The sequence below is a fragment of the Haloglycomyces albus DSM 45210 genome (assembly GCF_000527155.1).
GTDB lineage: Bacteria > Actinomycetota > Actinomycetes > Mycobacteriales > Micromonosporaceae > Haloglycomyces > Haloglycomyces albus.
This window is the reverse complement of record NZ_AZUQ01000001.1, coordinates 231,813-253,256: the sequence shown is the minus strand read 5'-3', so window position 1 is coordinate 253,256 and position 21,444 is coordinate 231,813. Positions and strand designations below refer to the sequence as shown.

At 61.2% G+C, this 21,444-nt stretch carries 18 protein-coding genes, 1 tRNA gene and 1 pseudogene; 10 read left to right on the top strand and 10 right to left on the bottom strand.

What is annotated here, in order from left to right:
- Positions 1-23 precede the first annotated feature (23 nt).
- Positions 24-1,088 carry a TFIIB-type zinc ribbon-containing protein gene (locus tag HALAL_RS0101270; RefSeq protein WP_025272258.1) on the top strand — a complete coding sequence of 355 codons (1,065 nt, stop codon included), beginning with the start codon at positions 24-26 and terminating at the stop codon, positions 1,086-1,088.
- 227 nt (positions 1,089-1,315) lie between these two features.
- Here HALAL_RS0101270 and HALAL_RS0101265 read toward each other — a convergent pair.
- The 3 genes and pseudogenes from HALAL_RS0101265 to HALAL_RS0101255 form a co-directional block, all read right to left on the bottom strand.
- Positions 1,316-2,062 (bottom strand): annotated as a pseudogene (locus HALAL_RS0101265) (succinate dehydrogenase/fumarate reductase iron-sulfur subunit); the annotation flags it as partial.
- A complete protein-coding gene (locus tag HALAL_RS0101260) occupies positions 2,059-3,954 on the bottom strand; it encodes a fumarate reductase/succinate dehydrogenase flavoprotein subunit (RefSeq protein ID WP_025272256.1) in 1,896 nt (631 codons plus the stop codon). The gene HALAL_RS0101260 and the pseudogene HALAL_RS0101265, both read right to left, overlap by 4 nt.
- 34 nt (positions 3,955-3,988) lie before the next feature.
- Complete coding sequence (locus HALAL_RS0101255) at positions 3,989-4,792, bottom strand: hypothetical protein (RefSeq protein ID WP_025272255.1); 804 nt, start codon at positions 4,790-4,792, stop codon at positions 3,989-3,991.
- A gap of 174 nt (positions 4,793-4,966) precedes the next feature.
- On the opposite strand from HALAL_RS0101255, the gene mshB reads away from it, so the two are divergent.
- The 3 genes from mshB to HALAL_RS0101240 all read left to right on the top strand — a co-directional run bounded on the left by mshB (position 4,967) and on the right by HALAL_RS0101240 (position 7,161).
- Complete coding sequence (gene mshB / locus HALAL_RS0101250) at positions 4,967-5,848, top strand: N-acetyl-1-D-myo-inositol-2-amino-2-deoxy-alpha-D-glucopyranoside deacetylase (RefSeq protein ID WP_025272254.1); 882 nt, start codon at positions 4,967-4,969, stop codon at positions 5,846-5,848.
- Positions 5,849-6,001: 153 nt separating this feature from the next.
- Positions 6,002-6,592: a PadR family transcriptional regulator gene (locus HALAL_RS0101245; RefSeq protein WP_025272253.1), complete on the top strand. Its 591-nt coding sequence runs from the start codon at positions 6,002-6,004 to the stop codon at positions 6,590-6,592.
- Between the two features lie 152 nt (positions 6,593-6,744).
- Complete coding sequence (locus HALAL_RS0101240) at positions 6,745-7,161, top strand: SgcJ/EcaC family oxidoreductase (protein WP_025272252.1); 417 nt, start codon at positions 6,745-6,747, stop codon at positions 7,159-7,161.
- Between the two features lie 163 nt (positions 7,162-7,324).
- On the opposite strand, the gene HALAL_RS0101235 is transcribed toward HALAL_RS0101240, so the two are convergent.
- Positions 7,325-7,948 carry a LysE family translocator gene (locus HALAL_RS0101235; protein ID WP_025272251.1) on the bottom strand — a complete coding sequence of 208 codons (624 nt, stop codon included), beginning with the start codon at positions 7,946-7,948 and terminating at the stop codon, positions 7,325-7,327.
- A gap of 281 nt (positions 7,949-8,229) precedes the next feature.
- Here HALAL_RS0101235 and HALAL_RS0101230 point away from each other — a divergent pair, with 281 nt between their 5' ends.
- On the top strand, positions 8,230-9,414 hold the full coding sequence (locus tag HALAL_RS0101230; protein ID WP_029767174.1) for a macrolide family glycosyltransferase: 1,185 nt from the start codon (positions 8,230-8,232) through the stop codon (positions 9,412-9,414).
- A gap of 126 nt (positions 9,415-9,540) precedes the next feature.
- Here HALAL_RS0101230 and HALAL_RS0101225 read toward each other — a convergent pair.
- Positions 9,541-9,614, bottom strand: a tRNA-Arg gene (locus HALAL_RS0101225).
- Between the two features lie 257 nt (positions 9,615-9,871).
- Here HALAL_RS0101225 and HALAL_RS0101220 point away from each other — a divergent pair.
- A complete protein-coding gene (locus HALAL_RS0101220) occupies positions 9,872-10,843 on the top strand; it encodes a M48 family metallopeptidase (protein ID WP_025272249.1) in 972 nt (323 codons plus the stop codon).
- Between the two features lie 55 nt (positions 10,844-10,898).
- On the opposite strand, the gene HALAL_RS0101215 is transcribed toward HALAL_RS0101220, so the two are convergent.
- Positions 10,899-12,239: a dipeptidase gene (locus HALAL_RS0101215; RefSeq protein ID WP_029767173.1), complete on the bottom strand. Its 1,341-nt coding sequence runs from the start codon at positions 12,237-12,239 to the stop codon at positions 10,899-10,901.
- A gap of 36 nt (positions 12,240-12,275) precedes the next feature.
- Here HALAL_RS0101215 and HALAL_RS17210 point away from each other — a divergent pair, with 36 nt between their 5' ends.
- Complete coding sequence (locus HALAL_RS17210) at positions 12,276-13,058, top strand: SURF1 family protein (RefSeq protein WP_169732386.1); 783 nt, start codon at positions 12,276-12,278, stop codon at positions 13,056-13,058.
- Here the strand turns inward: HALAL_RS17210 and HALAL_RS0101205 are convergent.
- Positions 13,055-15,223 (bottom strand): transglycosylase domain-containing protein, encoded by a 2,169-nt coding sequence (locus HALAL_RS0101205; protein ID WP_025272246.1) that lies wholly within the window; start codon positions 15,221-15,223, stop codon positions 13,055-13,057. The two genes, HALAL_RS17210 and HALAL_RS0101205, sit on opposite strands and share 4 nt — an antisense overlap.
- 210 nt (positions 15,224-15,433) lie before the next feature.
- On the opposite strand from HALAL_RS0101205, the gene cobA reads away from it, so the two are divergent.
- The 3 genes from cobA to HALAL_RS0101190 all read left to right on the top strand — a co-directional run bounded on the left by cobA (position 15,434) and on the right by HALAL_RS0101190 (position 17,526).
- Positions 15,434-16,627 carry a uroporphyrinogen-III C-methyltransferase gene (gene cobA / locus HALAL_RS0101200; RefSeq protein WP_245598006.1) on the top strand — a complete coding sequence of 398 codons (1,194 nt, stop codon included), beginning with the start codon at positions 15,434-15,436 and terminating at the stop codon, positions 16,625-16,627.
- Positions 16,628-16,772: 145 nt separating this feature from the next.
- On the top strand, positions 16,773-16,994 hold the full coding sequence (locus HALAL_RS0101195; protein WP_025272244.1) for a DivIVA domain-containing protein: 222 nt from the start codon (positions 16,773-16,775) through the stop codon (positions 16,992-16,994).
- Between the two features lie 97 nt (positions 16,995-17,091).
- The gene (locus HALAL_RS0101190; protein WP_156937548.1) at positions 17,092-17,526 is read left to right on the top strand and encodes a hypothetical protein; all 435 of its coding nucleotides are present in this window, start codon (positions 17,092-17,094) and stop codon (positions 17,524-17,526) included.
- A gap of 99 nt (positions 17,527-17,625) precedes the next feature.
- Here HALAL_RS0101190 and HALAL_RS0101185 read toward each other — a convergent pair whose 3' ends face one another.
- The 3 genes from HALAL_RS0101185 to HALAL_RS0101175 are packed head-to-tail and all read right to left on the bottom strand — an operon-like array spanning position 17,626 to position 21,237.
- Positions 17,626-18,468 carry a carbohydrate ABC transporter permease gene (locus tag HALAL_RS0101185; protein ID WP_025272242.1) on the bottom strand — a complete coding sequence of 281 codons (843 nt, stop codon included), beginning with the start codon at positions 18,466-18,468 and terminating at the stop codon, positions 17,626-17,628.
- The gene (locus HALAL_RS17205; protein WP_156937547.1) at positions 18,458-19,840 is read right to left on the bottom strand and encodes a carbohydrate ABC transporter permease; all 1,383 of its coding nucleotides are present in this window, start codon (positions 19,838-19,840) and stop codon (positions 18,458-18,460) included. The genes HALAL_RS0101185 and HALAL_RS17205 overlap by 11 nt, the downstream gene beginning before the upstream one ends.
- Before the next feature lie 26 nt (positions 19,841-19,866).
- Complete coding sequence (locus tag HALAL_RS0101175; RefSeq protein WP_025272240.1) at positions 19,867-21,237, bottom strand: extracellular solute-binding protein; 1,371 nt, start codon at positions 21,235-21,237, stop codon at positions 19,867-19,869.
- Positions 21,238-21,444 lie beyond the last annotated feature (207 nt).

Here is a 21,444-nt window from a genome sequence, read left to right as displayed (position 1 = left end):
CCGATAAGACAGGTGAGAAAGACGTGAATCAACCGGCTCCCACTCAACACCAGATGTACCCGTGTGAGGGCTGCGGTGCCCAGCTGCAGTACCAGCCGGGCACGACCGCCCTACAGTGTCCGCACTGCGGTTTTACGAAGCAGATCGTCTTCGAACAACGGGAGGTTCAGGAACACAGCTGGTCCAAGGCTGCGGGGAAGCGTCGCCGCAGTCGGGAAGAGGTGCCTCCGAACCTGTTCGTCTGCACCCAATGCGCCGCGCACACCGAATCCGACTCGTGGTCCGACGAATGCCAGTTCTGCGGCGCGCCCCTCGTGGTCGACCAGTTCAACCCTGACCTGGTCGCACCCGAGGCCGTGGCCCCGTTCGAGGTCGACCAGTCCACCGCTCGCGGGAACCTGACCGAGTGGATCAATTCGCGGTGGTTCGCACCCAACGCGCTGAAGAAGGTCAACGACTCGTCGTCGGTCAAGTCGACCTATCTGCCGCACTGGACGTGGGACGCGAAAACCAAGACCAAATATCGCGGTGAGCGAGGCATTCGCTACAAGGTCAAGGACTCCGACGGAAACGAAAAAACCGAGACGCGCTGGACTCCCGTGCAGGGCACCGTCCGTCGGGACTTCGACGACGTCGTCGTACCCGCCTCGACTCACGTGGCACCGAAGTATATGGAGAAGCTGGAAAAGGAATGGAACACCAAACAGGTCCAGCCCTATCACCCGCAGGCCATCGTAGGGCACCACACGCAGCGCTACGACGTCCCTCCCGAGGCCGGTTACGAGGGCGCCAAAGAGCGCATGGAAAAGGTCATCAAGAAAGACATCAAACACGACATCGGTGGGGATCGTCAGCGGATCAAGAACTACGACGTCAACTACCGCAATGTCACGTTCAAGCTGCTTCTCTTGCCGATTTGGATTCTCGGCTACATGTTCAACGGCAAACAATGGCAGGTGCTGGTGAACGGACAGAACGGAACAGTGGTCGGGGAACGACCCTTCAGCGTCTGGAAGATCATTTTCGCCGTGCTGGCCGCACTCATCGTCCTGGGTGGAGGATTCTACGTATACCATCTGCTGCAGTAGAGTGTGTGACCCGGCTCAGACGTAAACGGTGTTGGGGTGGTTGACCAACCTGGCCCAACACCGTTTCGTGCGTCCGCGACGCGTCGACGACCTGATATCCGTACTCTCGAACCCGCCTCCCAACGAAGGGGGCCGGGTTAAAGTACCGGCTTGGAGCATGAACCTCTACTTTGGAATGATGCAGCCGCGGCACATTTCCCATCAAGAGACGGGCGACGTCACTCCTTCCTGCGAAGAATCGTGCGGCCCAACCACACCATTGGGTCATACCGACTCCCGGCCACACGCTCCTTCATAGGAATGATCGCGTTGTCGGTGATGGTGATTCCCTCCGGACAGACCTCGGTACAGCATTTCGTAATATTGCAGGAGCCCAGTCCCTGCTCGTCCTGGGCGAAGTCACGCCGATCCTCCCTGGCGTCCAGAGGATGCATGTCCAACTCCGCCGCCCGAATAAACATCCGAGGCCCCGAGAATTCGTCCTTATTGTCCTCATGATCGCGAACCACGTGGCAGGTGTCCTGACACAGGAAACATTCAATGCACTTGCGGAACTCCTGCGAACGCTCCACATCCACTTGCTGCATACGCGCCTCGCCCGGTGCCAGATCGGACGGGTGCTCATAGGAGGGCATGTGCCTGGCCTTCTCATAGTTGAACGACACGTCCGTCACCAGATCCCGAATCACCGGAAACGTCCGCATCGGAGTCACCGTCACACTGTCCGACTCCGCCAAGGTCGACATCCGCGTCATACACATCAGACGAGGACGCCCGTTGATCTCCGCCGAACACGAACCGCACTTGCCCGCCTTACAGTTCCACCGCGCCGCCAAGTCCGGGGCAAATTCGGCCTGGATACGGTGAATCACGTCCAATACCACTTCGCCCTCACGGACCTCCACGTCGAAGGACGCGAACTCCCCACCGGAAGCGTCGCCCCGCCAGATCCGAAACTCCTGCTGTGCCACTATCCTTCAGCCTCCCCCGACTCGATGGACTCGTACTCGTCCGCGTTCATGTACTTCGCCAACTCCTCGTGTGGAAACAGACCCAACAACTCCGGCGGAATCGTCGGTACCGCCTGCTCGTCCAACACCACATCCCCGTCGCGGCAGTGTGCCACCAGATTCAGCTTGCGCCAGTCGGGATCCATCCCGGGAGCATCGTCCCGGGTATGCCCGCCACGCGATTCCCGACGACGCAAGGCCGCCCGGGCCGTGGCTATGGAACACAGCCACATGTTCGACAGGTCCAAGGCCAAATGCCACCCCGGGTTATAGGCACGCGGACCGGTGACCTTGACCTGGGCGATGCGCTCGCGTAGCTCGTCCAGCTCGTCGAGGGCTTCGGCCAGTTCGTTTTCGCGACGGATGATTCCCACCAAACGCCCGTTCAACTCCTGTAGTTCGGCCTGGAGAGCGTAGGGGCTGTCTCCCTCGTTGTGGAAGGGGCGCAGTACCGTCTCCGCCGCCTGTTCAATGCTGCTCTGCGGCAGGGAGGCTCGCTCTTTGTTGCGGTGGGCGTGAGCGGCGGCGTGGGCGCCGGCTCGGGTCCCGAAGACGAGCAGGTCGGACAGGGAGTTCCCGCCCAAACGATTGGAGCCGTGCATACCACCGGAGACCTCGCCGGCGGCGAAAAGTCCGTCTACTTTGGAAGCAGCGGTGTCGGCGTCGACTTCGATGCCGCCCATGATGTAATGACAGGTCGGTCCGACCTCCATGGGTTCGGCCGTAATGTCCACATCCGCGAGTTCCTTGAACTGGTGATACATGGACGGCAGTTTCTTGGCGATGAACTCGGCCGATCGCCGGGACGCGATATCCAGATACACCCCGCCGTTGGGGGTGCCTCTACCCGCCTTGACTTCTGAATTGATGGCTCGAGCCACTTCATCGCGCGGTAGCAGTTCGGGCGGGCGGCGATTGTTGTCAGGGTCGGTGTACCAGTTGTCGGCTTCCTCCGGGGTGGTGGCGTACTGGTTTTTGAACACGTCGGGGATGTAGTCGAACATGAATCGTTCGTCGGAGGTGTTTTTCAGAATCCCTCCATCTCCCCGAACCGACTCGGTCACCAGAATGCCGCGCACCGATGCGGGCCACACCATCCCCGTGGGGTGGAATTGAATGAACTCCATATTGATCAGCCCTGCCCCGGCTCGTAGAGCCAAGGCATGGCCGTCGCCGGTGTATTCCCATGAATTGGAGGTCACGCTGAACGACCGTCCGATCCCGCCGGTCGCCATGATGACGGCGGCGGATTCGATGGCCAGGAATCGTCCGGTATCGCGTCGATACCCGAAGGCACCGGCCACACCGCCGTCTTCTTTAATCAGTTCGGTTATGGTCGTCTCGTCCAGGATACGGATCGTGGCGTCGCTGCCGTCGCGTTCGTCCTGCTGTTGCAGGGCGACGATTTTCTGCTGGAGCGTGCGAATCAGTTCCAGGCCGGTGCGGTCACCGACGTGTGCGAGGCGCGGGTATTCGTGTCCGCCGAAATTGCGCTGGCTGATTTTTCCCTGTGGGGTGCGGTCGAACAGAGCTCCGTAGGTTTCCAATTCCCAGATCCGTTGCGGTGCCTCCTTGGCATGCAGTTCGGCCATGCGGTAGTTGTTGAGAAACTTTCCGCCTCGCATGGTGTCACGGAAATGCACTTCCCAGTTGTCCCCGGAGTTGACATTGCCCATGGCGGCGGCCGCACCGCCTTCGGCCATGACCGTGTGGGCCTTGCCGAAGAGGGACTTGGATATGACGAGGACGTCCGCCCCTTCGAGGCGGGCTTCGACGGCGGCTCGCAATCCGGCTCCGCCGGAGCCGATGACCAGGACATCGCAGTTCAAGCGGTCAATATCGTATTGAGTGATCATGTGGTTCCTCAGTTGTCGTCTTGGCGTGGTGGGGCTATCCGATGAGTCGCAGGTCGCTGATCCAGCCCGCGGCGACGGCCATGACGTAGAAGTCGGCGACGGCCAGTGACAGCAGGGTGATCCAGGCGAAGAACATGTGGCGGGTGTTCAACGCGGAAGCAATCGTCCACAAGCGATACCGCACCGGATGGCGGGAGAAGTGATTGATGCGTCCGCCCATGATGTGGCGACAGGAGTGGCATCCGAAGGTATAACACCAGAGCAGGATCACGTTGGCCCACAGGATGATGTTGCCGAGCCCGAAACCGAATCCACTGGGCGACTGCATGGCGATGACGGCATCGGCGGTGTTGATCAAGGCAATCGCGAAGGCGGCGTAGAAGAAATAACGGTGAAGATTCTGTCCTATCAGCGGGAATCTCGATTCCCCGGAATATGAGGCATGTCCGTCGGGCACGGCGCAGGCGGGTGGAGAAATCCAGAAGGAACGATAGTAGGCGCGCCGGTAGTAGTAGCAGGTGAACCGGAACAGTAGCAGGAACGGCAGCGAGATCGCCGCGAAGGGGATGAGGGGATGGTTGGGGATGAACTGACCGAACAGGGAGGATTCCGGGACGCAGCCGGTGGAGACGCAGGGGGAGTAGAACGGCGTGAGGTAGTGGTAGTCGGCGACGAAATAGTGGCCCTGGTAGAAAACTCGCGCCGTGGCGTAGGCGACCCAGGCGGTGAGTCCCAGGACAGTCAGGACTGGACCGATCCACCAACGATCGCGACGCAGTTGCGGCTGCGGTATCTCGGCTCGAGGTGGGGATGTGACGGCGGGCTCGGCTTTGGTCATCTGGCACTCCTATGTGCGTAAGTCGTCCTCTGGCGCAGAATATCGTCTCTAGTATGATCTATGTCAATGGGGTATGTCACATAAGTGAAATATGTTCATGTCATAGTGAGGTTCGGTCGACAAATTTCACCTCGGAATACGCACGTGAGGCGGCGACTGGGCTAGCGTAGACGCATGTCTAGCGAGGGAATCCTGTTCGTCCATGCCCACCCGGACGATGAAACGGTCGCCACCGGTGCCACGATCGCTCATTACGCCAATCGCCCTGGGGTAGACGTCACCGTCGTTACCTGCACGTTGGGGGAGGAGGGCGAAGTCAGGGTTCCTGAACTCCAAGGCCTGGCCGCCCACGCCTCCGATCAGCTAGGAGGGTGGCGGTTGAGCGAATATCTCCAAGCGATGGACGCACTCGGGGTGGACGACTGGCACTTCCTCGGCGGTATCGGTCGCTGGCGTGATTCGGGAATGATGGGCGAGCGCACCAACGACCATCCGCACTGTTTCTGGAAAGCCGACGTCGACTACGCCGCATTCGATCTCGTACGGGTGATTCGACAGCGGCAACCCGAGGTTCTGATTACCTACGACCCCAATGGCGACTATGGGCATCCCGACCATATCCAGGCGCATCGCGTCGCGATGCGTGCCGCTGAGCTGGCCGCTGATCCGAATTGGAGTCCCGAACTGGGGGCGGCGCACGAGATTCGTAAGATCTACTGGAAAGCCTTGCCCGACAGTGTCATGCGAATCGGTTTCGACAAGCTCCACAATTCCAGCGACAACCCCTTTGCGGAGGTTGAAGCCCCAGAAGACGTTCCCTTTGCGACCCCTGACGCGGACATCTCCGCACGGATTCGAACCACTTCCGACAATGGGGAACGCAAGTTGCAGGCCATGCGGGCGTACCGTACGCAGATCGCGGAGAACGACTGGCTCTGGGTGCTGACGGCCACCTTGGGCGACGATACGCGCACCACGGAGTACTACCGCCTGGTCAAGGGTGACAGAGGCCAGGGAAGCGGGCCGTACGACTGGGAAGGTGACCTACTGTCCTGAGGGGTGGTGGAGTGTGGGGCGACGCCCGCGTCGCCAACCGCGCGGATCGACTGGAGAACTTTCCTCTCACGGGACAATCGGCTTGTAGCGAGGCGTGTCTTCCTGTATAGTGCAAATTGCACTATTAATTTCTGCATCATCTACGGAGAGATCATGGCGGGGCGCAAATCAGAGCGGGACCTAGTGGGGCTCACCGTATTGGCGCTGCTGACGCAAGGGCCGAGGCACGCCTACGGCATGCTGCGCTTCATCGCTGTCACACATAAGGACTACGTGCAAGGACTGCCACGCAGCCTCTATCACGCCGTCCGCAAACTCAGCGACTCCGGCCGCATCGCACCCGTCGAAACGGTCAAGGACGGCAACCGCCCGGAGCGGACCGTATACAAAATCACCGACGACGGACGCAGTGATCTGGTCGGACGGCTGAAGAGCCTACTGGAAACCGTGGACCGCGATTCCACGCCAACCGTTGCGGCCCTATCGCTCATGGGAGCCCTACCGCTACACGAAGCGAAGAACTCCCTACGAGTACGGGCCGACTCACTGCGCGAACTCGTCAACGAGGCCGACCGAACCCTCGCCGAGATGGCCGAGGCAGGTCTGCCCCGGCTTCCGGCGCTGGAAGTCGAATTCGAAAGAAATCGCGACAACGCCGAACTCACGTGGACGGAGCAGCTGATAGAGCACATGAATACAGGGAACGTGACCTGGGCTGCGGAGCTACCTCCACTGCCCGAGTAACGGGTACGACGGGCGCTGCCACGTCCGCCGCACCCCACGAACCGAGACGACACGCGCAGCAAGTGCGGGCGGCCCCGGTGATTCGTTCATTCACCACCATAACCGCCGTCGGCGCTCGCAGCGCTCCGACCTATAGGAGTAGGAAACGGAACATGCGATACGACGAAGAGAAGAACGAAATACGAGCAGGACTGGAGCGGCTGGCGGAAGCGTGGAACCAAGGTGACGCTACAGCGTATGCCGACGAATTCACCGCCGACGCCGACTACATCACCTTTTTCGGGCAGCGTTTCCGTGGGCGCAAAGCGATCGAGGAGTCTCACCGTTACCTGTTCGAGGGTCCGCTCAAAGGCTCTCGGATGGATGACGCCGGGGAGACGAACATCAAGATGCTGTCGCCTGACGTCGCAGTGGTGATTTCAACCGGTGGTGTGGAAGTGGACGTGGGGGCCGGAGTGCCGCCGGAGAGGGAGTCCATCGTTTCCTTCACCGCCGTGCGAGACGGCGAACACTGGAAGTTCGCCTCCTTCCACAACACCCGTCGGTCTCCCAGACCCGACGCCGCTTGACCGCTCTCGCCCCAAGTGGTCTCACGCCTGGCGGGTTCTTCAATCCCGCCAGGCGAGCGGTACCGTCCGGCGGCGCTCCTCTCGCGGCACGATGGACGTTTTCGGTGAGGAGCGTTCCGGTTCCCCTTCGGAATGGATGCGCGGGTGCCCGTAACCGAACGTTCTAGTGTTTAGTGGCGATGACGGCGGCGGCTCCACCGAGTGCCATGGCGCTGACGCGATTGGCCAGTCTGGTCATCCGGGGCGACCGGAGGAGCAGCCGAAGCCGACTGGCCACCGCCATCCACGTCACGTCGACGACGGCAAGTGTCGTGGCTGTCGCTGCGGCAAGGACGGCCCAGGTCGCGACACCCGGATGCGATATGTCGATAAGGGTGGGAAGCAAGGCCACATAGAAAACCATGATCTTGGGGTTTCCCAGGGTGAGGGCCATGCCCGCACCGAACATGGCCGTAGACGTGCGACGGCGGGGAATGGATTCGTCATCGTCTTCGTCCGGGGAGCTTTTTCGCCGCCACATTGCCACGGCCAACCAACACAGATAGGCGACGCCTGCCCATTTCAAAACCAGGAAGGCGACGTGGAATTTCAGCGCGATGGTGGACAGTCCCGCCAGAGCGACGGTCAACCACAGGACTTCGCCGATCCACATGGCGAGAGTAAACGGGAGGACTTCGCGACAGCCGTTGCTGATGACACGGGACACCAGCGCCACCACGCTGGGGCCAGGCGTACCGGCGTTAATGAACAGGGCACCGATGAACACGCCCAAACTGATAAGGTCCACGGGCTTCCCTTTCCTGAACGGGGGTGACATTGGCTGTCCGGAAACCGGAGATAAGTCCTGCCGGGAAAACGGTGTTCGAACTGAAACTCACGAATCGGTACAGAAACCGTGTCCGAATTTCCTCCACTACTTTACACCGCGTAACCGGCGGAACTTTATGCCAGCGCCGCATCCGACGTTATTGAGCGGTTGCACCGTAATCAGCATGCGCTCCAAGGCATGTTCCGTTAGAATTCTCGTGACGTTTTCGAGGTCCCTCACAATAAGTAATAGGTGCAGCCATGAATAACACCCGCCACCACATCGCGATGATCGGTGTCCCCGCCATCAGCCATATCCTGCCCAGTATTGACATCATCCGTGAACTCGTCTCCCAAGGGCACCACGTGACCTACGCGAATGACCCCTCCGTTCGCGACATCATCGAAGATACGGGCGCGACACTGGTTCCGTACGATTCCTCGTTGCCCGTCGCTGACAATGACTGGCCCGAAGATCCCATCGGACAGATGGACACGTTCCTCACCAACTCCATCAATGCCTACTCACAGGTCCGCGATTTCTACACCGAAACCCCCGCCGACCTCTATATGTACGACATCGGCGGATATCCCGGACGTGTCCTCGCGGAAACGCAAGGACGTCCCAGCCTGCAAATTTCCCCCGCCGTCGTCGGGTGGAAAGGCTACACCGAAGAAATGCTCGCCCAGCTGTGGGAGCTGCCAGGAGCCACCGAATACCGCACGAAATTCGAACACTGGCTGACGACGTCCGGTGCCACCACCACTGACGCCGGGGAATTCCCCGCCAACCCCGACCGTTGCGTCGCCGTCATCCCCTCAGCGATGCAACCGCATGCCGACCTCGTCGATCGCGACCGAGTCTCGTTCGTAGGACCGTGCTTTTCACTGGACAACGACGAACAATGGACACCACCGCACGACGACAAACGCCTCCTTGTCATCTCGCTCGGATCGGCATTCACCCGCCAACCGGACTTCTACCGTGCATGCATCAGTGCCTTTGGTGACCTACCCGAATGGCACGTCGTTCTCCAAATCGGCAAACACCTTACCGCCGACGACTTCGGCACCATCCCCAACAACATCGAAATCCATAACTGGATCCCTCAGCGAGCCATGCTCACCCATGCCGACGCGTTCATTACACACGCCGGTATGGGTGGCAGTTCCGAAGGGCTTCTCTCCGGCACCCCCATGGTCGCGGTACCGCAAGCAGTCGACCAGTTCATGAATGCCGACCGACTTGTCGAACTGGGAATCGCCCGACGCATTGACACCGAGGAGGTAACTCCCGAGACCCTGCGCGACGCCGTCACCGAACTGACGCATGACGCTACGGTCAAGGAGCGATCTGTCCAACTTGCCCATGACACACAACGCGAAGGCGGCACGCGACGAGCGGTGGAGATTATTGAAGCGCTCGCCGAGGCGAAACGGCGGTAGTCATAGGGACCGCATCCCGATACCCGCGGTCGGCTCATTGTAGACGACCCCACGGGCCGACCGCCGGACATTTGGTTTCAGACTGAGTAGAACGCGACAATTTCCTGATTGAACAGGAGGTCGATGCGCGCCAGGCAGGATTCGAACCTGCGACCGTCGGATTAGAAGTCCGGTGCTCTATCCAGCTGAGCTACTGGCGCCGGCCATAACCGGATGGTATCGATATACCGGTAACACCCTCGCTCAGGATACCTTCCCCGTTTCCTGAGCGCAGAAGAGGGGCGCTGTCACGGTGGAACCTGAGGGCATTGTAGGGCTTCGCGCGGGTGACCGCACGACCATATTAGTTAACCAACGTGTGGCACACTTACAACTGGGTCCTGTTGAGGTAGTCGAGAAAAGGCCCAAGCGGGGCCGTACAGCGAACACCGATGTTCACCTCAGGGTAGGAGCGAGAATGGATCAAGAAACCCCGTCCTCACGGGATCCCGTCACCCTCAGCGGTATCTCCACGCGAGCCTGGGAGCACCCCGCCGACCGAGGCGCCTTGACCGCGCTTCGGGAACTACGCGGCTTCGACACGATGATGCGGAAGGTATCGGGGCTGCTCAGCGAGCGGTCTATCCGCCTCACCTACCTCGGTTCGGGCATCAAGGTGGATCGGCACCAGTTCAGCCGGGTCCACGATGCCTACATGCAGGTGGCAGTGGTCCTCGACGCCGCTGAAGTGCCCGAACTGTATATCGTGCGCAATCCCGATCTCGGTGGCATGTGCGTCGGTATCGACAAACCGATCATCGTGATCAATTCCGGAACCCTCGACGTTCTGGACGAACCGGAACTGCGGTTCCTCCTCGCTCACGAACTCGGGCACGCCCTGTCCGACCACGGGCTGTATCGCACCATGCTCATGACCCTCATGCGTCTGACCACCAGCCTCGCCTGGATACCCGTCGGGGCGGTGGGGCTGCGCGTCATCATCGCCGGGCTCATGGAATGGAGCCGGAAATCCGAACTCTCCGCCGATCGCGCCGGAGCGCTGGCAGTGCAGGACCCCGCCGCCGCCATTCGAGTCATGGCCAAACTGGCGGGAGGCGGCGACCTGACCGACGTCGACACCACCGCGTTCCTCGCCCAGGCAAAGGAATTCGAAGCGGGAGGCGATCTACGTGACAGCTTCCTGAAACTCGTGATGCTGGAAGGGCGCTCACACGACTTCTCCGTGGCGCGCGCCGCCACCCTCAAAGACTGGATAGACGAGGGAGATTACCTTGGCTACCTGGCGGGGGAATACCCACGCCGCGCCGACGACGGTGATACCTCGATCTCCCACGACGCCAAGGCCGCCGCCCAGTCGTACCGGGAACTGTTCGACCGATCCTCCGACCCCTTGGCGCGCATGCTGCGCAAACTGCGCGACCAGTTTTGATCGACCACGCCGATGACGGTGTTCCCTGGGCGGAATCCGCCCAGGGAACACGAGATCAGCCTTGCGCGAGCTTCTGCAGCAGTAGCGTCTCCGCCACACAGACCCGTTCGAACATCTTTATGTCGAGCGATTCGTTGGGGCCATGAGCCTGCGACGACGGATCTTCCACACCCGTCACCAGGATCGCGGCGTCAGGGAACAGCTCCTGGAAGGTCGCGATCATGGGAATCGAACCACCGACGCCGATCTCTACGGCTCGAGTACCGTCCCACGCTTCGGCGAAGGCCTCCCAGGCGGCGTCGAACTGCGGCCCGGTCGCATCGATCGAGCAGGGATCGCCAAGCGCGGAATCCAGCGTGACCGACACTTCTGTGCCCCATTCGGTGTGCGACTCAAAGTGAGCCTTGACCGCCTCCCAAGCCTCATCGGCCTTCTGATCCGGACTGATACGGAACGACACCTTGGCGCGTGCGGTCGGCTGCAGTGCGTTCGCCGCCTCGGCCGCGCGCGGTCCATCGAACCCGAGCACGGTCGCGGTCGGTTTGTTCCACAACAGGTCGGTCAAACGCCCGGAACCGACGAATTCGGTGCCCGGAAGCATGCCCGACTCCTCCCGCAAAGTCTCGGGCTCGTAGTCCAACTCCGCCTTCTCCGACGACACCAGCCCTTCGACGGCCACGTTTCCCTTGTCGTCGTGCAGCGTCGCCAAAAGACGCGTCAAGGACGTCAACGCATCCGGGACGGGACCGCCGAACAGACCGGAGTGGACGGCACTCTTCAGCGCCTTCACCTCGACGTAGCAATTGACCATACCCCGCAACGACGTCGTCAGGGCGGGAATATCGGTGGACCAGTTGGCGGAGTCGGCGATCACCACCACATCGGCGCGTAGAAGATCGCGATGTTCCATCAGCAGGTCGTCCAGAGTAGGTGAGCCGTACTCCTCCTCACCCTCGATCAGCAGTGTGACCCCGATCGGAGGCTTGCCGTCGTAAGCGCGCAGGGCCGCAATATGCGCCATGATCCCGGCTTTGTCGTCGGCCACCCCACGCCCGTAGAGGCGCCCGTCGCGTTCCTCCACGGTGAACGGGTCCTCCTGGTCCCACGCGTCCAGATCACCGGCAGGCTGTACGTCCTGATGCGCGTACAGCAAGATGGTCGGCTGTCCCTCGGGAGCCGGGAATCGGGCGATGATGGACGGTTGCCCCTCGCCGTGCTGAACGGTACGGATCTCCGCACCCAGCTCGGACAGTAGTTCACTCACGGCCTCGGCACCACGGCGCACATGCGAATGGTCAAAGCCTTCGAACGCGACCGAGGGAATGGTGACCAGCTTCTCGAGATCGGCCCGCACGCTCGGCATTGAGGCGCGCACCGCCTTTACGACTTCACTCATGTGTACTGATATTAGCCGGTCGATAGGATGGGAGACGTGGCGAAGCAAGACCGGTCAAGTTCCTCACGGCGCATCGTGGTCCTCACGATCGCGGCCGTCATCGGCATAGTGGTGTGCGCGCTGCTGTCGCGCTGGCAGTGGAATCGCGCGGTCGACCGCAGCGAGGCCAATCATCGGGTCGAAAACACGACCGAAGTGGTCGCGCTGGACTCGATCCTGCCGCAGGACGGCGCCCCCGCCGACGACGACCGCTGGAAACTCGTCGAAGTCACCGGCACCTACGCGGAGCGGGACATGGTGGTTCGTCTGCGCTCGCTGGAAGGTAGTCAGGGCGTCGAAGTGGTGACTCCCTTGGAGCTCGACGACGGCACCAGCGTGCTGGTCAATCGCGGTTTCACCACCGACGCCGATGCAGCGCCGCCGCCTCCGGACGGCGAAGTGACGGTGACCGGCCGACTCTTCGAATCCGAACCGAGCGGGGGAGAGGTCAGCACGGAGGACGGGGTGCTGAAGTCGCGGCGCATCAATACCGCTGATCTATCGGAGGAGAGCGGCCTTGAACTGCGGTCCGGTTACGTGGGTCTGACCGCGACGGCCGAAGGGCTGGAGCCGATCGCCGCACCGACGTTCAAATCGTGGATGAACTATTCCTACGCCGGTCAGTGGGCTCTGTTTGCCCTGATGATCCCGTTGGGTTGGTTTGTTTTGGTGCGTAAGGAGAAGCGACGTGACACAACGAAGACGTCGCCATCCGAAGTAGTGGATCGCGACGCCTTCGTCAACACGGCCGAAAGCTCCGACAAGCGCGCTCAGGTCTAACGAATGGACTGCGGTGGCGGTTCGAACGGCGTGGGATCGACCCCCTCGAGGTAGTCGCTCATGATTTCGGCGGCCGTCTCACGCGCGTAAATCAATTCGTTGAGCGGTACGTTATTGAACATGTAGTCCGGGTCGGCCTGGAAGACTCCCACCGTCACGTCGGGAGTGAATCCGATGAACCATGAGGCCCGGTTGGAGTCGGTCGTACCGGTCTTACCGGATACGGGCCGTCCCACGATATCGCCGACCTCGCGGGCCGTACCCCACGCTCCGCAGTCGACCCCGCTACGTTCGGTTTCCGTCACGCACCGACCGGCGTCGGTGGCGGCCAGCGCCACGTCTTCGTCGACGGCTTGGTGGCAACTGGGCGAAGCCGCCGCCGAGTCCTGTCCGTTGCGGTCGATGATGCGATTGACGGGGAGTGGCTCACACAACTGTCCATTGCCCGCCAAAGCGTTGTATACGTTGGTCAGCTCGATGGGCTGAGCGTCGGACACTCCGAGCGTGAACGGTCCCCATCCCGTCCGGTTTTCCGGTTTTGCGAGGCGTTTGTCAACATCGGTTCGCCATTGCAGCCCCATCCGTTCGGCCATTTCCACGGTTTTATCCGCTCCGACATTGTCGATCAATTGAGCGAAGAAGGTGTTGACCGACATACCGAACCCCGACCACATGGTGCGGTTTCCGGCCATATCGGAGTTCGCGTTGGACGGACACCAACGCCCCCCGCAGGAGGCGGGTCCGGGAGCGGTGACGAACGAAGTGGCCACCCGGTGCGGCGAGTTCAAGCTGTAACTCAGGTCGTAACCGTCGTCGAGAGCGGCCAGAAGCGTGAAGATCTTGAACGTCGACCCGGCTTGATAACCGGAACTGGAACCCCCACCGAGCAGCGCGTTAACGGTATTGGGGTGATTTCCCTTCCGGTGCACACTCGGATTGGAGTGAACCGCGTTGTTGGTCTGATTGTACGAGAACTGGCGATTGAGCCCCAGCGTCTTGATACGGCCGGTATTCGGCTCCATAACCACCGAGCCGAAGGCGTGCCGAGACTCGTCGTCCTTCTTATCGCGCAGGCGCTGGTTGGTCTCCTTGTGGGTCTTCGTGTTCAGCGAGGTAATGATGGTGTAGCCGCCCTGGCGCAGCTCTCGTTCTCTCTCGTCCGGAGTGTCACCGAAGGCCTCCTGCTGTCGCCACCACAGGCGGAGGTAATCGCAGAAGAAACCGTATTCACTGGGCACGCCCGAATTGGTCATACACGAGTTGGGCGCGTCGGAGCTTTTCAACTTAATCGGTGCCCCAACCACTTCGGAAGCATCGGCATGGGAGATATAGTCCAGCTTGATCATCCGATTGAGTACCCAATTGCGCCGATCCAGGGCGGCTTCCTGCCCGGACGTTGTGGGGTCGAACTCCGAAGGAGACTTCACCAGACCGGCGAGAAGAGCGGACTCCTCGAGGTTCAATTCACTGGGATGCTTGGAAAAATAGATGTAGGCGGCGGCGAAAATCCCATAGGCGTTGTGGCCGAAGTAAGCCTGGTTGAGATAACGCTCGAGGATCTCATCCTTGGTCAGCTGCTCTTCCACCGACATGGCCAATCGTGCTTCGCGAAGTTTACGCCCCACGCTCTTTTCGGAAGCGTCGACAACGTCGGCAATGCTCTCCGCGTTGAGCTGCAGCGCGCCCCGCACGTATTGCATGGTGATCGTCGAGGCCCCCTGTGTGACCTTTCCGGACGTCTGATTGGCGACCGCCGCACGCATAACACCGCGATAATCCACCCCGTTGTGCTCGTAGAAACGCGTGTCCTCGGCGGCTACCATCGCCTGCCGCATGATCGGAGAGATCTCGTCGAGGCTGACCTCACGGCGGAATTCGTCGTAGAAAAGGCTCAGCAACGTTTCGCCATCGTCGGCATAAACATACGAGGTCAATGGCGGATTGGTCTCCACCAGCTCGGCGGAAAGCTCGTCCATGGCTTCGAACCCGGCCTTGGCGCCGAGGCCTCCCAACATCGCAATGGGTAGGACGAGTGCCGCGACCGCGACTCCGGTCAACAGAGACGTCCGCAGCAAGGCGTAGACGGCTTCGGCGCGCCGTTTAGTCGCGTCGGCGCGATCCTGCGGGCTGAGCCGATTTGTCTGATTTCGGGGACGATGGCGCATATGTCAAGTCTAGTAGCCATAGCCGATTCGAGTAAGGTAAAACACGACGATTTTTTGTTACCGGGCCGCTAAAACATCGCGCTCACGAGGTGCCAAACCCATGCTGACGCGGTGTCCTCGAATGCTTCACTCCCGTCACGGCGGCCATCGTACGACCGCCGACGGTCGCTTAGGCTAATGAGGCAACGACGAATATGAAGGATCGCCATTGTGAGTATTCTGCCCATGGGCCTGGACCTGACCGCCAAACGCGTCGTCGTGGTGGGAGCCGGAACGGTCGCTGCTCGCCGTATCACCAAACTACTGCGAGCGGGAGCTTTGGTACGGGTCATCGCTCCCCAAACCACGGCCATGATCGAGTCGATGTGGCGGGACGAAAAAATCGAATGGATTCGACGTCCATGGCAATCCGGTGACACCGCCGAGGCGTGGCTGATCATAGCGGCGACCGACGACGCCGACGTCAACTCCACAGTGGCCGCCGAAGCCCACGACCATCGTCTCTGGTGCGTTCGATCCGATTCCGCTCCCGACTCCGAGGCGTGGATGTCGGCCACCACCGAGGCCGACGGAATCACCGTCGGCGTCAACGCCTCTCGCGATCCGAAACGGGCCGTTGTCGTCCGAGATGGAATCGAGCAGGCCTTGACCAACGGGACGCTACCGTTCGGCACGAGCGGCGGAGACGCCGACGTCGCCCTCGTCGGTTCCGGTCCCGGAAACCCGGGGCTCATTACCGTCGCCGGTCGCCGTGCTCTGCACCGGGCCGATGTGGTCATCACCGATCACCTGGTACCCGGGGAACTTCTGGACGAGTTGGACGACGACGTCGACGTCATCGACGCGGCCAAGATCCCCTACGGCCGTCAGACCAGCCAGGAAACCATCAATCAACTTCTCATCGACCATGCCCGAGCGGGCCGTCGCGTCGTTCGCCTCAAAGGTGGCGACGGCTTCGTATTCGGGCGCGGTGCCGAGGAAATCGACGCCTGCGTGGAGGCGGACGTACCCGTGCGTGTCATCCCGGGAGTCTCCTCGGCGCTGGCCGGGCCGATCTCGTCGGGGATATCGGTCACCGAACGAGGCATCGTCCACGACTTCACCGTGGTGTCCGGGCATGTGCCGCCGGAACACCCGAACAGTCTCACCGACTGGGATTCCCTGGCGGCATCGACAGGGACTCTGGTAATGCTCATGGCCGTCAAAAACCGAGCCGCGATAGCCAAGCGGCTCATGAAGGCGGGAAAACCCGCCGCCACCCCGGTGCGGGTCGTGGAAAAGGCGACGACCACGGATCAACGGGATCTATCGCTGACCTTGGCCGAACTACCGGAAGTCGACGTATCGTCTCCGGCGGTGATCGTCGTGGGCGCGGTAGCCGGACGCGTGCGGCTGAGCCGATAGGGAGCGCCCAACAGGTACGGTCAGGGTTGGCGTGGAGCGGTCACCGACGGCGTGCCGTCGATTCCTAGGCAAGATCGCTCCAGCGCACGGCCCCAATGAAATATGAGTATAAGTTGCGCATTTGGGCTTGCCTATGGGACACTCTATGGATATGGAGACCCCCTATTTTTCCACCCAGTTTCGCGGCTATGACAAACACCAGGTTGATCGTGCGATTGAGCGCGTTCGCAGTGCCATCGACATCGGGAGGCCGCCGCACCCCGATTCACTGTTGAGTTTGGAATTCCAGATGACGTTTCGTGGCTACAACACCAAGGAAGTGGACCAGTACTTCGACGACATCGCCGATAGCGTCGGAGGCGGTTAGGTGCTTACACGACCCGACGATTCGACACCGTCGTGTTGTCGGGTCGCGACCAAACCTCGAGCCACGGTCGCGGCGATGAACCGTTACCATGGGGAACGTGAATAATTCGTCCTTCCAGCCGGCGCCGCCGCGCGGTCCCCACCAAGGACCGTTGCCGTGGCCTCCTCGCCCAAACAACCTCGCCGGGGCGGCTGACGGATTCGTTCTGGTGTGGCCGAAGTATCGGCGCCTGGTATCCGGTCAAGCCGTGGCTTCCATGTGCCTGGGGATTCTGGCGGCTCCATTCATGTTTATGGAGCTCATCGCCACGATCATCGGAAGTCTGATTTTCACCTTGACGGTCGCCAGTACGGCCGTGCTGTTGTCGACAGGTGGTCTGGTGGTGGCGATTCGATCGCTGCGCGAGTTGAAGCGCCAGCCGGACGCCTTCAAAGGGCGTGGAATGGCGTTGACGGGATTGATCGTGAGTGTCTCCGTCTTGGGCTTCGCCGCTTTTCTACTTCTGATCGCGGCATTGACCGCTTCCGTCTAAGCTCTGAAGCGAGTTTCTGCCGAAGGCGTCTCGACGGCTCTGGGCGAGCCGTTAAAGGAGGTCTCGGACGCCGCGCCGTGGCGACGTCCGAGCGACCGATTACTTGTCGGGGTTGATGGCCATGCCCGACGTGAAGGGCTTCTGCAGGGCCAGGAACACGATGATCGGCGGAATGGACGCCAGGAGCGCGCCGAGGAGGAGCGGTCCGTACATCTGTCCCTCTCCCGCCTGCTGCAGGGTTCCCAGACCGACCTGGACGACCTGTTGGTCGCGCTCGGTGACCGACAGCAGCGGCCACAGGTACATGTTCCAGCCAAAGAGGAACTGCAGTACTGCCAGCGCACCGATAACGTTCCACGACAACGGGATCAATACCCGCGTGAGGAACTGGAAGGGATTGGCTCCGTCCAATTGCGCGGCCTCCACCAGGTTGGCGGGCAGGTTGGCGAAATGCTGCCGGAACAGGAACGCGGCCGTCGCCGAGGCGAGGAACGGCACGGTCAAACCCGCCAGGTTGTTCGACATGCCCAAGTCGTCCACGATCTGGAACAGGGCCAGAATGGACACCTCGGTGGGCATCATGAGGGTGACGAGTACGAAGAAGAACACCACCCAGCGCCCGGGGAAGCGGAAATAGACGAACGCCAGACCCGCCATCACCCCGGTGACCACCTTGCCGACGGCGATGATGGCCGACATGATGAAGGAGTTGATCATGTAGCGCCACAACTCCCGGTCCAGCCAGACCACCGCCAGGTTATCGGCGAACTTGTCGCCGGGATACAGCTGGAAATTCAGCAGTTGGGCGTTGTTCTGTGTCGCGCCCAGGAACGCGTAGGCGATGGGCGCGCACAGCACTATGCAGATCAAAACGAGTGCCACGTGAAAGTGCCACGTCTGTCGCCGTGGTTTACGCGCGACTACGGTCCTCTCAGCGACCATAATGCACCTTCCTTCCCGTGGAACGGAACTGCCAGGCGGTTATCGCCAGCACGATGGTGAACAGGATCAGCGAGCGAGCCGCGCCGTCTCCGATCCATTCCTGGTTCAGTACCACCGACGTCATGGCATCGGTGGTCGCACCGTCCGGTCCGCCTCGCGTCAGGTAGTCGATCGTTCCGAAGATTTCGAAGAACGCGAAGGTGACGGTGGTGATGATCAGGAAGAAGGTAATCGGCGCCAAGCTGGGGACGATGAAGTACCGGAGTCGTTGCCAGGCGTTCGCTCCGTCCAGTCGAGCCGCCTGCAGCATGTCCTGCGAGATATTCTGCAAACCCGCTATGTAGAACACGATGATGAATCCCAGTGTCTTCCAAACGCTGGCCGCGATGACCAGAAGTCGAGCGAGGAATGCGTCGGTCCGATAGTTGGGCATCTCCCACGGCGTAAAGAACTCCCACACATGACCGACGATGCCGGTGGTGGGGTCGAACATGACGAAGAAGAGGATACCGGCGATCGGCGGACTGATGGCGAACGGCCAGACCAACAGCACCCGGTAGACGCTTTTACCTCGAATCGGTTGGGAGACCAACAGAGCGATCCCCAGGCCGGCCGCCAGTGCGGTGAGGATGGTTCCGGACGTCAAGATCAACGTCGTAATGAAGACGCCTCGGTACTCGTCTCCGAACAATGCGGCGGCCACGGCAATGACGGCCGCCAGGGTCACCAGCCGCTGCACGCGGTGCAGTTTGGGCGCGGGCGAAGTATGGGGGTCGCTCCAGATCCGCTTGGAGACCAGGGTGATCAGGGTGGCCAGGAGAGCGGCGGCCACCAGCGCGATCGCCCACCATTCCAGGGTCGGATCGATCAACTTCGTGTAGTTGTCGACGCATATGAAGCGTTCCTGAGCGGTTCCCCGCATGGTCAGCTGGGTCGACAGCCGGAAGGTCTCCAGCAACGGCCAGTAGAGGAAGAGCACCAATACGGCCAGGGTGGGGAGAAGGAACGCCCAGGCGGTGGTGTTTCCATGCCGGAAGGTACCGCCCTTGTCTCCGGAATCGAGATTGGACAGTCCACCGGGGGAGGCGATCGCTCGTCCGACCCAGACCGAGGCGGCGATGGCGAAAGCGGCGGGTAGGAAGAACGCCACCACGCCGATGCCGTTGTCCAGTCCGGTACGTTCAGGTTCGAAGGTGCAGGCCTGCAGCGGAACCATGGTCAGCAAGGGGCCGAGGCCACCGGCGAAAGCGCCGACGAGGCCCCCCAACCATGCGCGCGGAAGGGTGGCGCGTTTCCACGCCACCCAACCAATCGCCGCGCCCGCGATGACGGCCGCCGCGAACAGCGGCGGCATTATCGGATAAATAGGCACGATTATCGAGTTTTCAGTTGTTTCCGCTAGTCGACGTAGAGCTTGTTGTAGTCGTCCAGCAATTGCTGGGCCTTCTCTTGCGCTTCACTCAGGCGTTCCTCGGGTGAATCGCCCGAGACGAGGACGGCTTCGACGGCTGCGGTGACCTCTTCGCGGATGGATACGAACGATCCGACGAGCGCTCCGGAGGAAGCGGGGCTGTCGTCGGCCAACGCGAGCTGCTCATTGGCGACCGTCTGGTACGGGTTCTCCTCAAACCAGCCTTCCTCTTCGAGGCGCTCCTCGGCGGAGTAGGTGATCGGGATGTAGCCGGTGGTCTTGTGCCAGTCGGCGGCGTTCTCCGGGTTATTGAGGTACTGCATGAACGCCAGAGCACCGTCCTCGTTGATCTCACTGAGGCCGTTGGTCATCCACATCGTGGCACCGCCGATGAGATTCCCGGCGAACTCGGTTTCGGAGTTGTAGGGGGTGCGGCTGACGTTGACGTCGAATCCGGCGTCGGCTCCGGTGTTGACGATGTCGGTGGCTTCCCCGGAGGAGGTGAGGAAGAAGGCGCTCTTCTGCGCGCTGAAGGCGTTCAAAGGACCGGTCCAGTCGTTCTGCTTACCGGAGTAGTACAGGTAGTCCTTGTCCTGTAGCTCTTGCAGCCACTCGACGTAGTTGACCATCTCGGACGAGTCGAGGTTCACTTCGTCGGCCCGGTCGGAGCGTCCGTTGTCGTTGTTGACGAACAGGCCACCCTGTTGGGCCACGGCCTGTTCGGCGAACCAGCTGTGGTTGGGGAGAGTGATGCAGTGTTCGGGGGCGTCGTCGGCCGACATGATGTCGTCACAGGCGGCTTCGATGCCCTCCCAGGTTTCGGGAACCTCGTCGACGCCGGCGGCCGATAGCTGCGAGTCATTGCTGAACATGAGCGTGGTGGAGGTGTTCCACGGCATGGAGGAGAACTCACCGTCGATGGTGTAGTAGTTCTTCACCGAGTCGACCACGTCATCGAGAACCACCGGCTCGCCGAGGACCTCGTCACGGCCGTCGATGGCCGATTCGATGGAGGTGAACATCGGCTCACCGTCGGCGTTGACCGCGTCGCGGGCCTTTTGAGTGGCGGCCTCGAAGTACTGCACGAGGGCCGGAGGGTCGCCCTGTTCGGAGGCGGTGTTGACGGCGTCGAACAACGGCTCGTAGTTGTCGTAGCCGGTAATGTTGACGTTGTAATCGGGGTGTTCTTCGGAGAAGTCCTCGGCGAGGTCTTCCATCCAGTCCAGGCGGTAGTCGGTAAAGGCGATCCAGACGTCGATTTCACCGTCGGGTGCGGCATCGCCGGAATCGGAACAAGCCGCTGTTGCGGCAACGGAGACGGCGGCGGTGGCCGCCAGGGCAATCCGGTTGGCTTTCATGTATTCACCTGTATTGTTCTCGGGTGATCGTATGTCGTCATGGCCAGCAAAGCGCGCCAAGCCAACGGTCGAGGTACAAAACCGTTAACAAACCATGACACGAATACGAAAAAATTACTCGTTAGTAGTACCAGTTGAGCCCGAGCGGTGCAAATCCCAGTCGTCTCCGATTGCTGCGATATTCACCAGGAGTGTTTACCGATTGTG

Excerpts from the sequence above, each read along its gene's own strand:
- HALAL_RS0101260 (WP_025272256.1), bottom strand. The coding sequence starts at position 3,954 with ATGATCACTCAATACGATATTGACCGCTTGAACTGCGATGTCCTGGTC.
- HALAL_RS0101255 (WP_025272255.1), bottom strand. The coding sequence starts at position 4,792 with ATGACCAAAGCCGAGCCCGCCGTCACATCCCCACCTCGAGCCGAGATA.
- mshB (WP_025272254.1), top strand. The coding sequence starts at position 4,967 with ATGTCTAGCGAGGGAATCCTGTTCGTCCATGCCCACCCGGACGATGAA.
- HALAL_RS0101245 (WP_025272253.1), top strand. The coding sequence starts at position 6,002 with ATGGCGGGGCGCAAATCAGAGCGGGACCTAGTGGGGCTCACCGTATTG.
- HALAL_RS0101240 (WP_025272252.1), top strand. The coding sequence starts at position 6,745 with ATGCGATACGACGAAGAGAAGAACGAAATACGAGCAGGACTGGAGCGG.
- HALAL_RS0101230 (WP_029767174.1), top strand. The coding sequence starts at position 8,230 with ATGAATAACACCCGCCACCACATCGCGATGATCGGTGTCCCCGCCATC.
- HALAL_RS0101220 (WP_025272249.1), top strand. The coding sequence starts at position 9,872 with ATGGATCAAGAAACCCCGTCCTCACGGGATCCCGTCACCCTCAGCGGT.
- HALAL_RS0101215 (WP_029767173.1), bottom strand. The coding sequence starts at position 12,239 with ATGAGTGAAGTCGTAAAGGCGGTGCGCGCCTCAATGCCGAGCGTGCGG.
- HALAL_RS0101205 (WP_025272246.1), bottom strand. The coding sequence starts at position 15,223 with ATGCGCCATCGTCCCCGAAATCAGACAAATCGGCTCAGCCCGCAGGAT.
- HALAL_RS0101195 (WP_025272244.1), top strand. The coding sequence starts at position 16,773 with ATGGATATGGAGACCCCCTATTTTTCCACCCAGTTTCGCGGCTATGAC.
- HALAL_RS0101185 (WP_025272242.1), bottom strand. The coding sequence starts at position 18,468 with ATGGTCGCTGAGAGGACCGTAGTCGCGCGTAAACCACGGCGACAGACG.
- HALAL_RS0101175 (WP_025272240.1), bottom strand. The coding sequence starts at position 21,237 with ATGAAAGCCAACCGGATTGCCCTGGCGGCCACCGCCGCCGTCTCCGTT.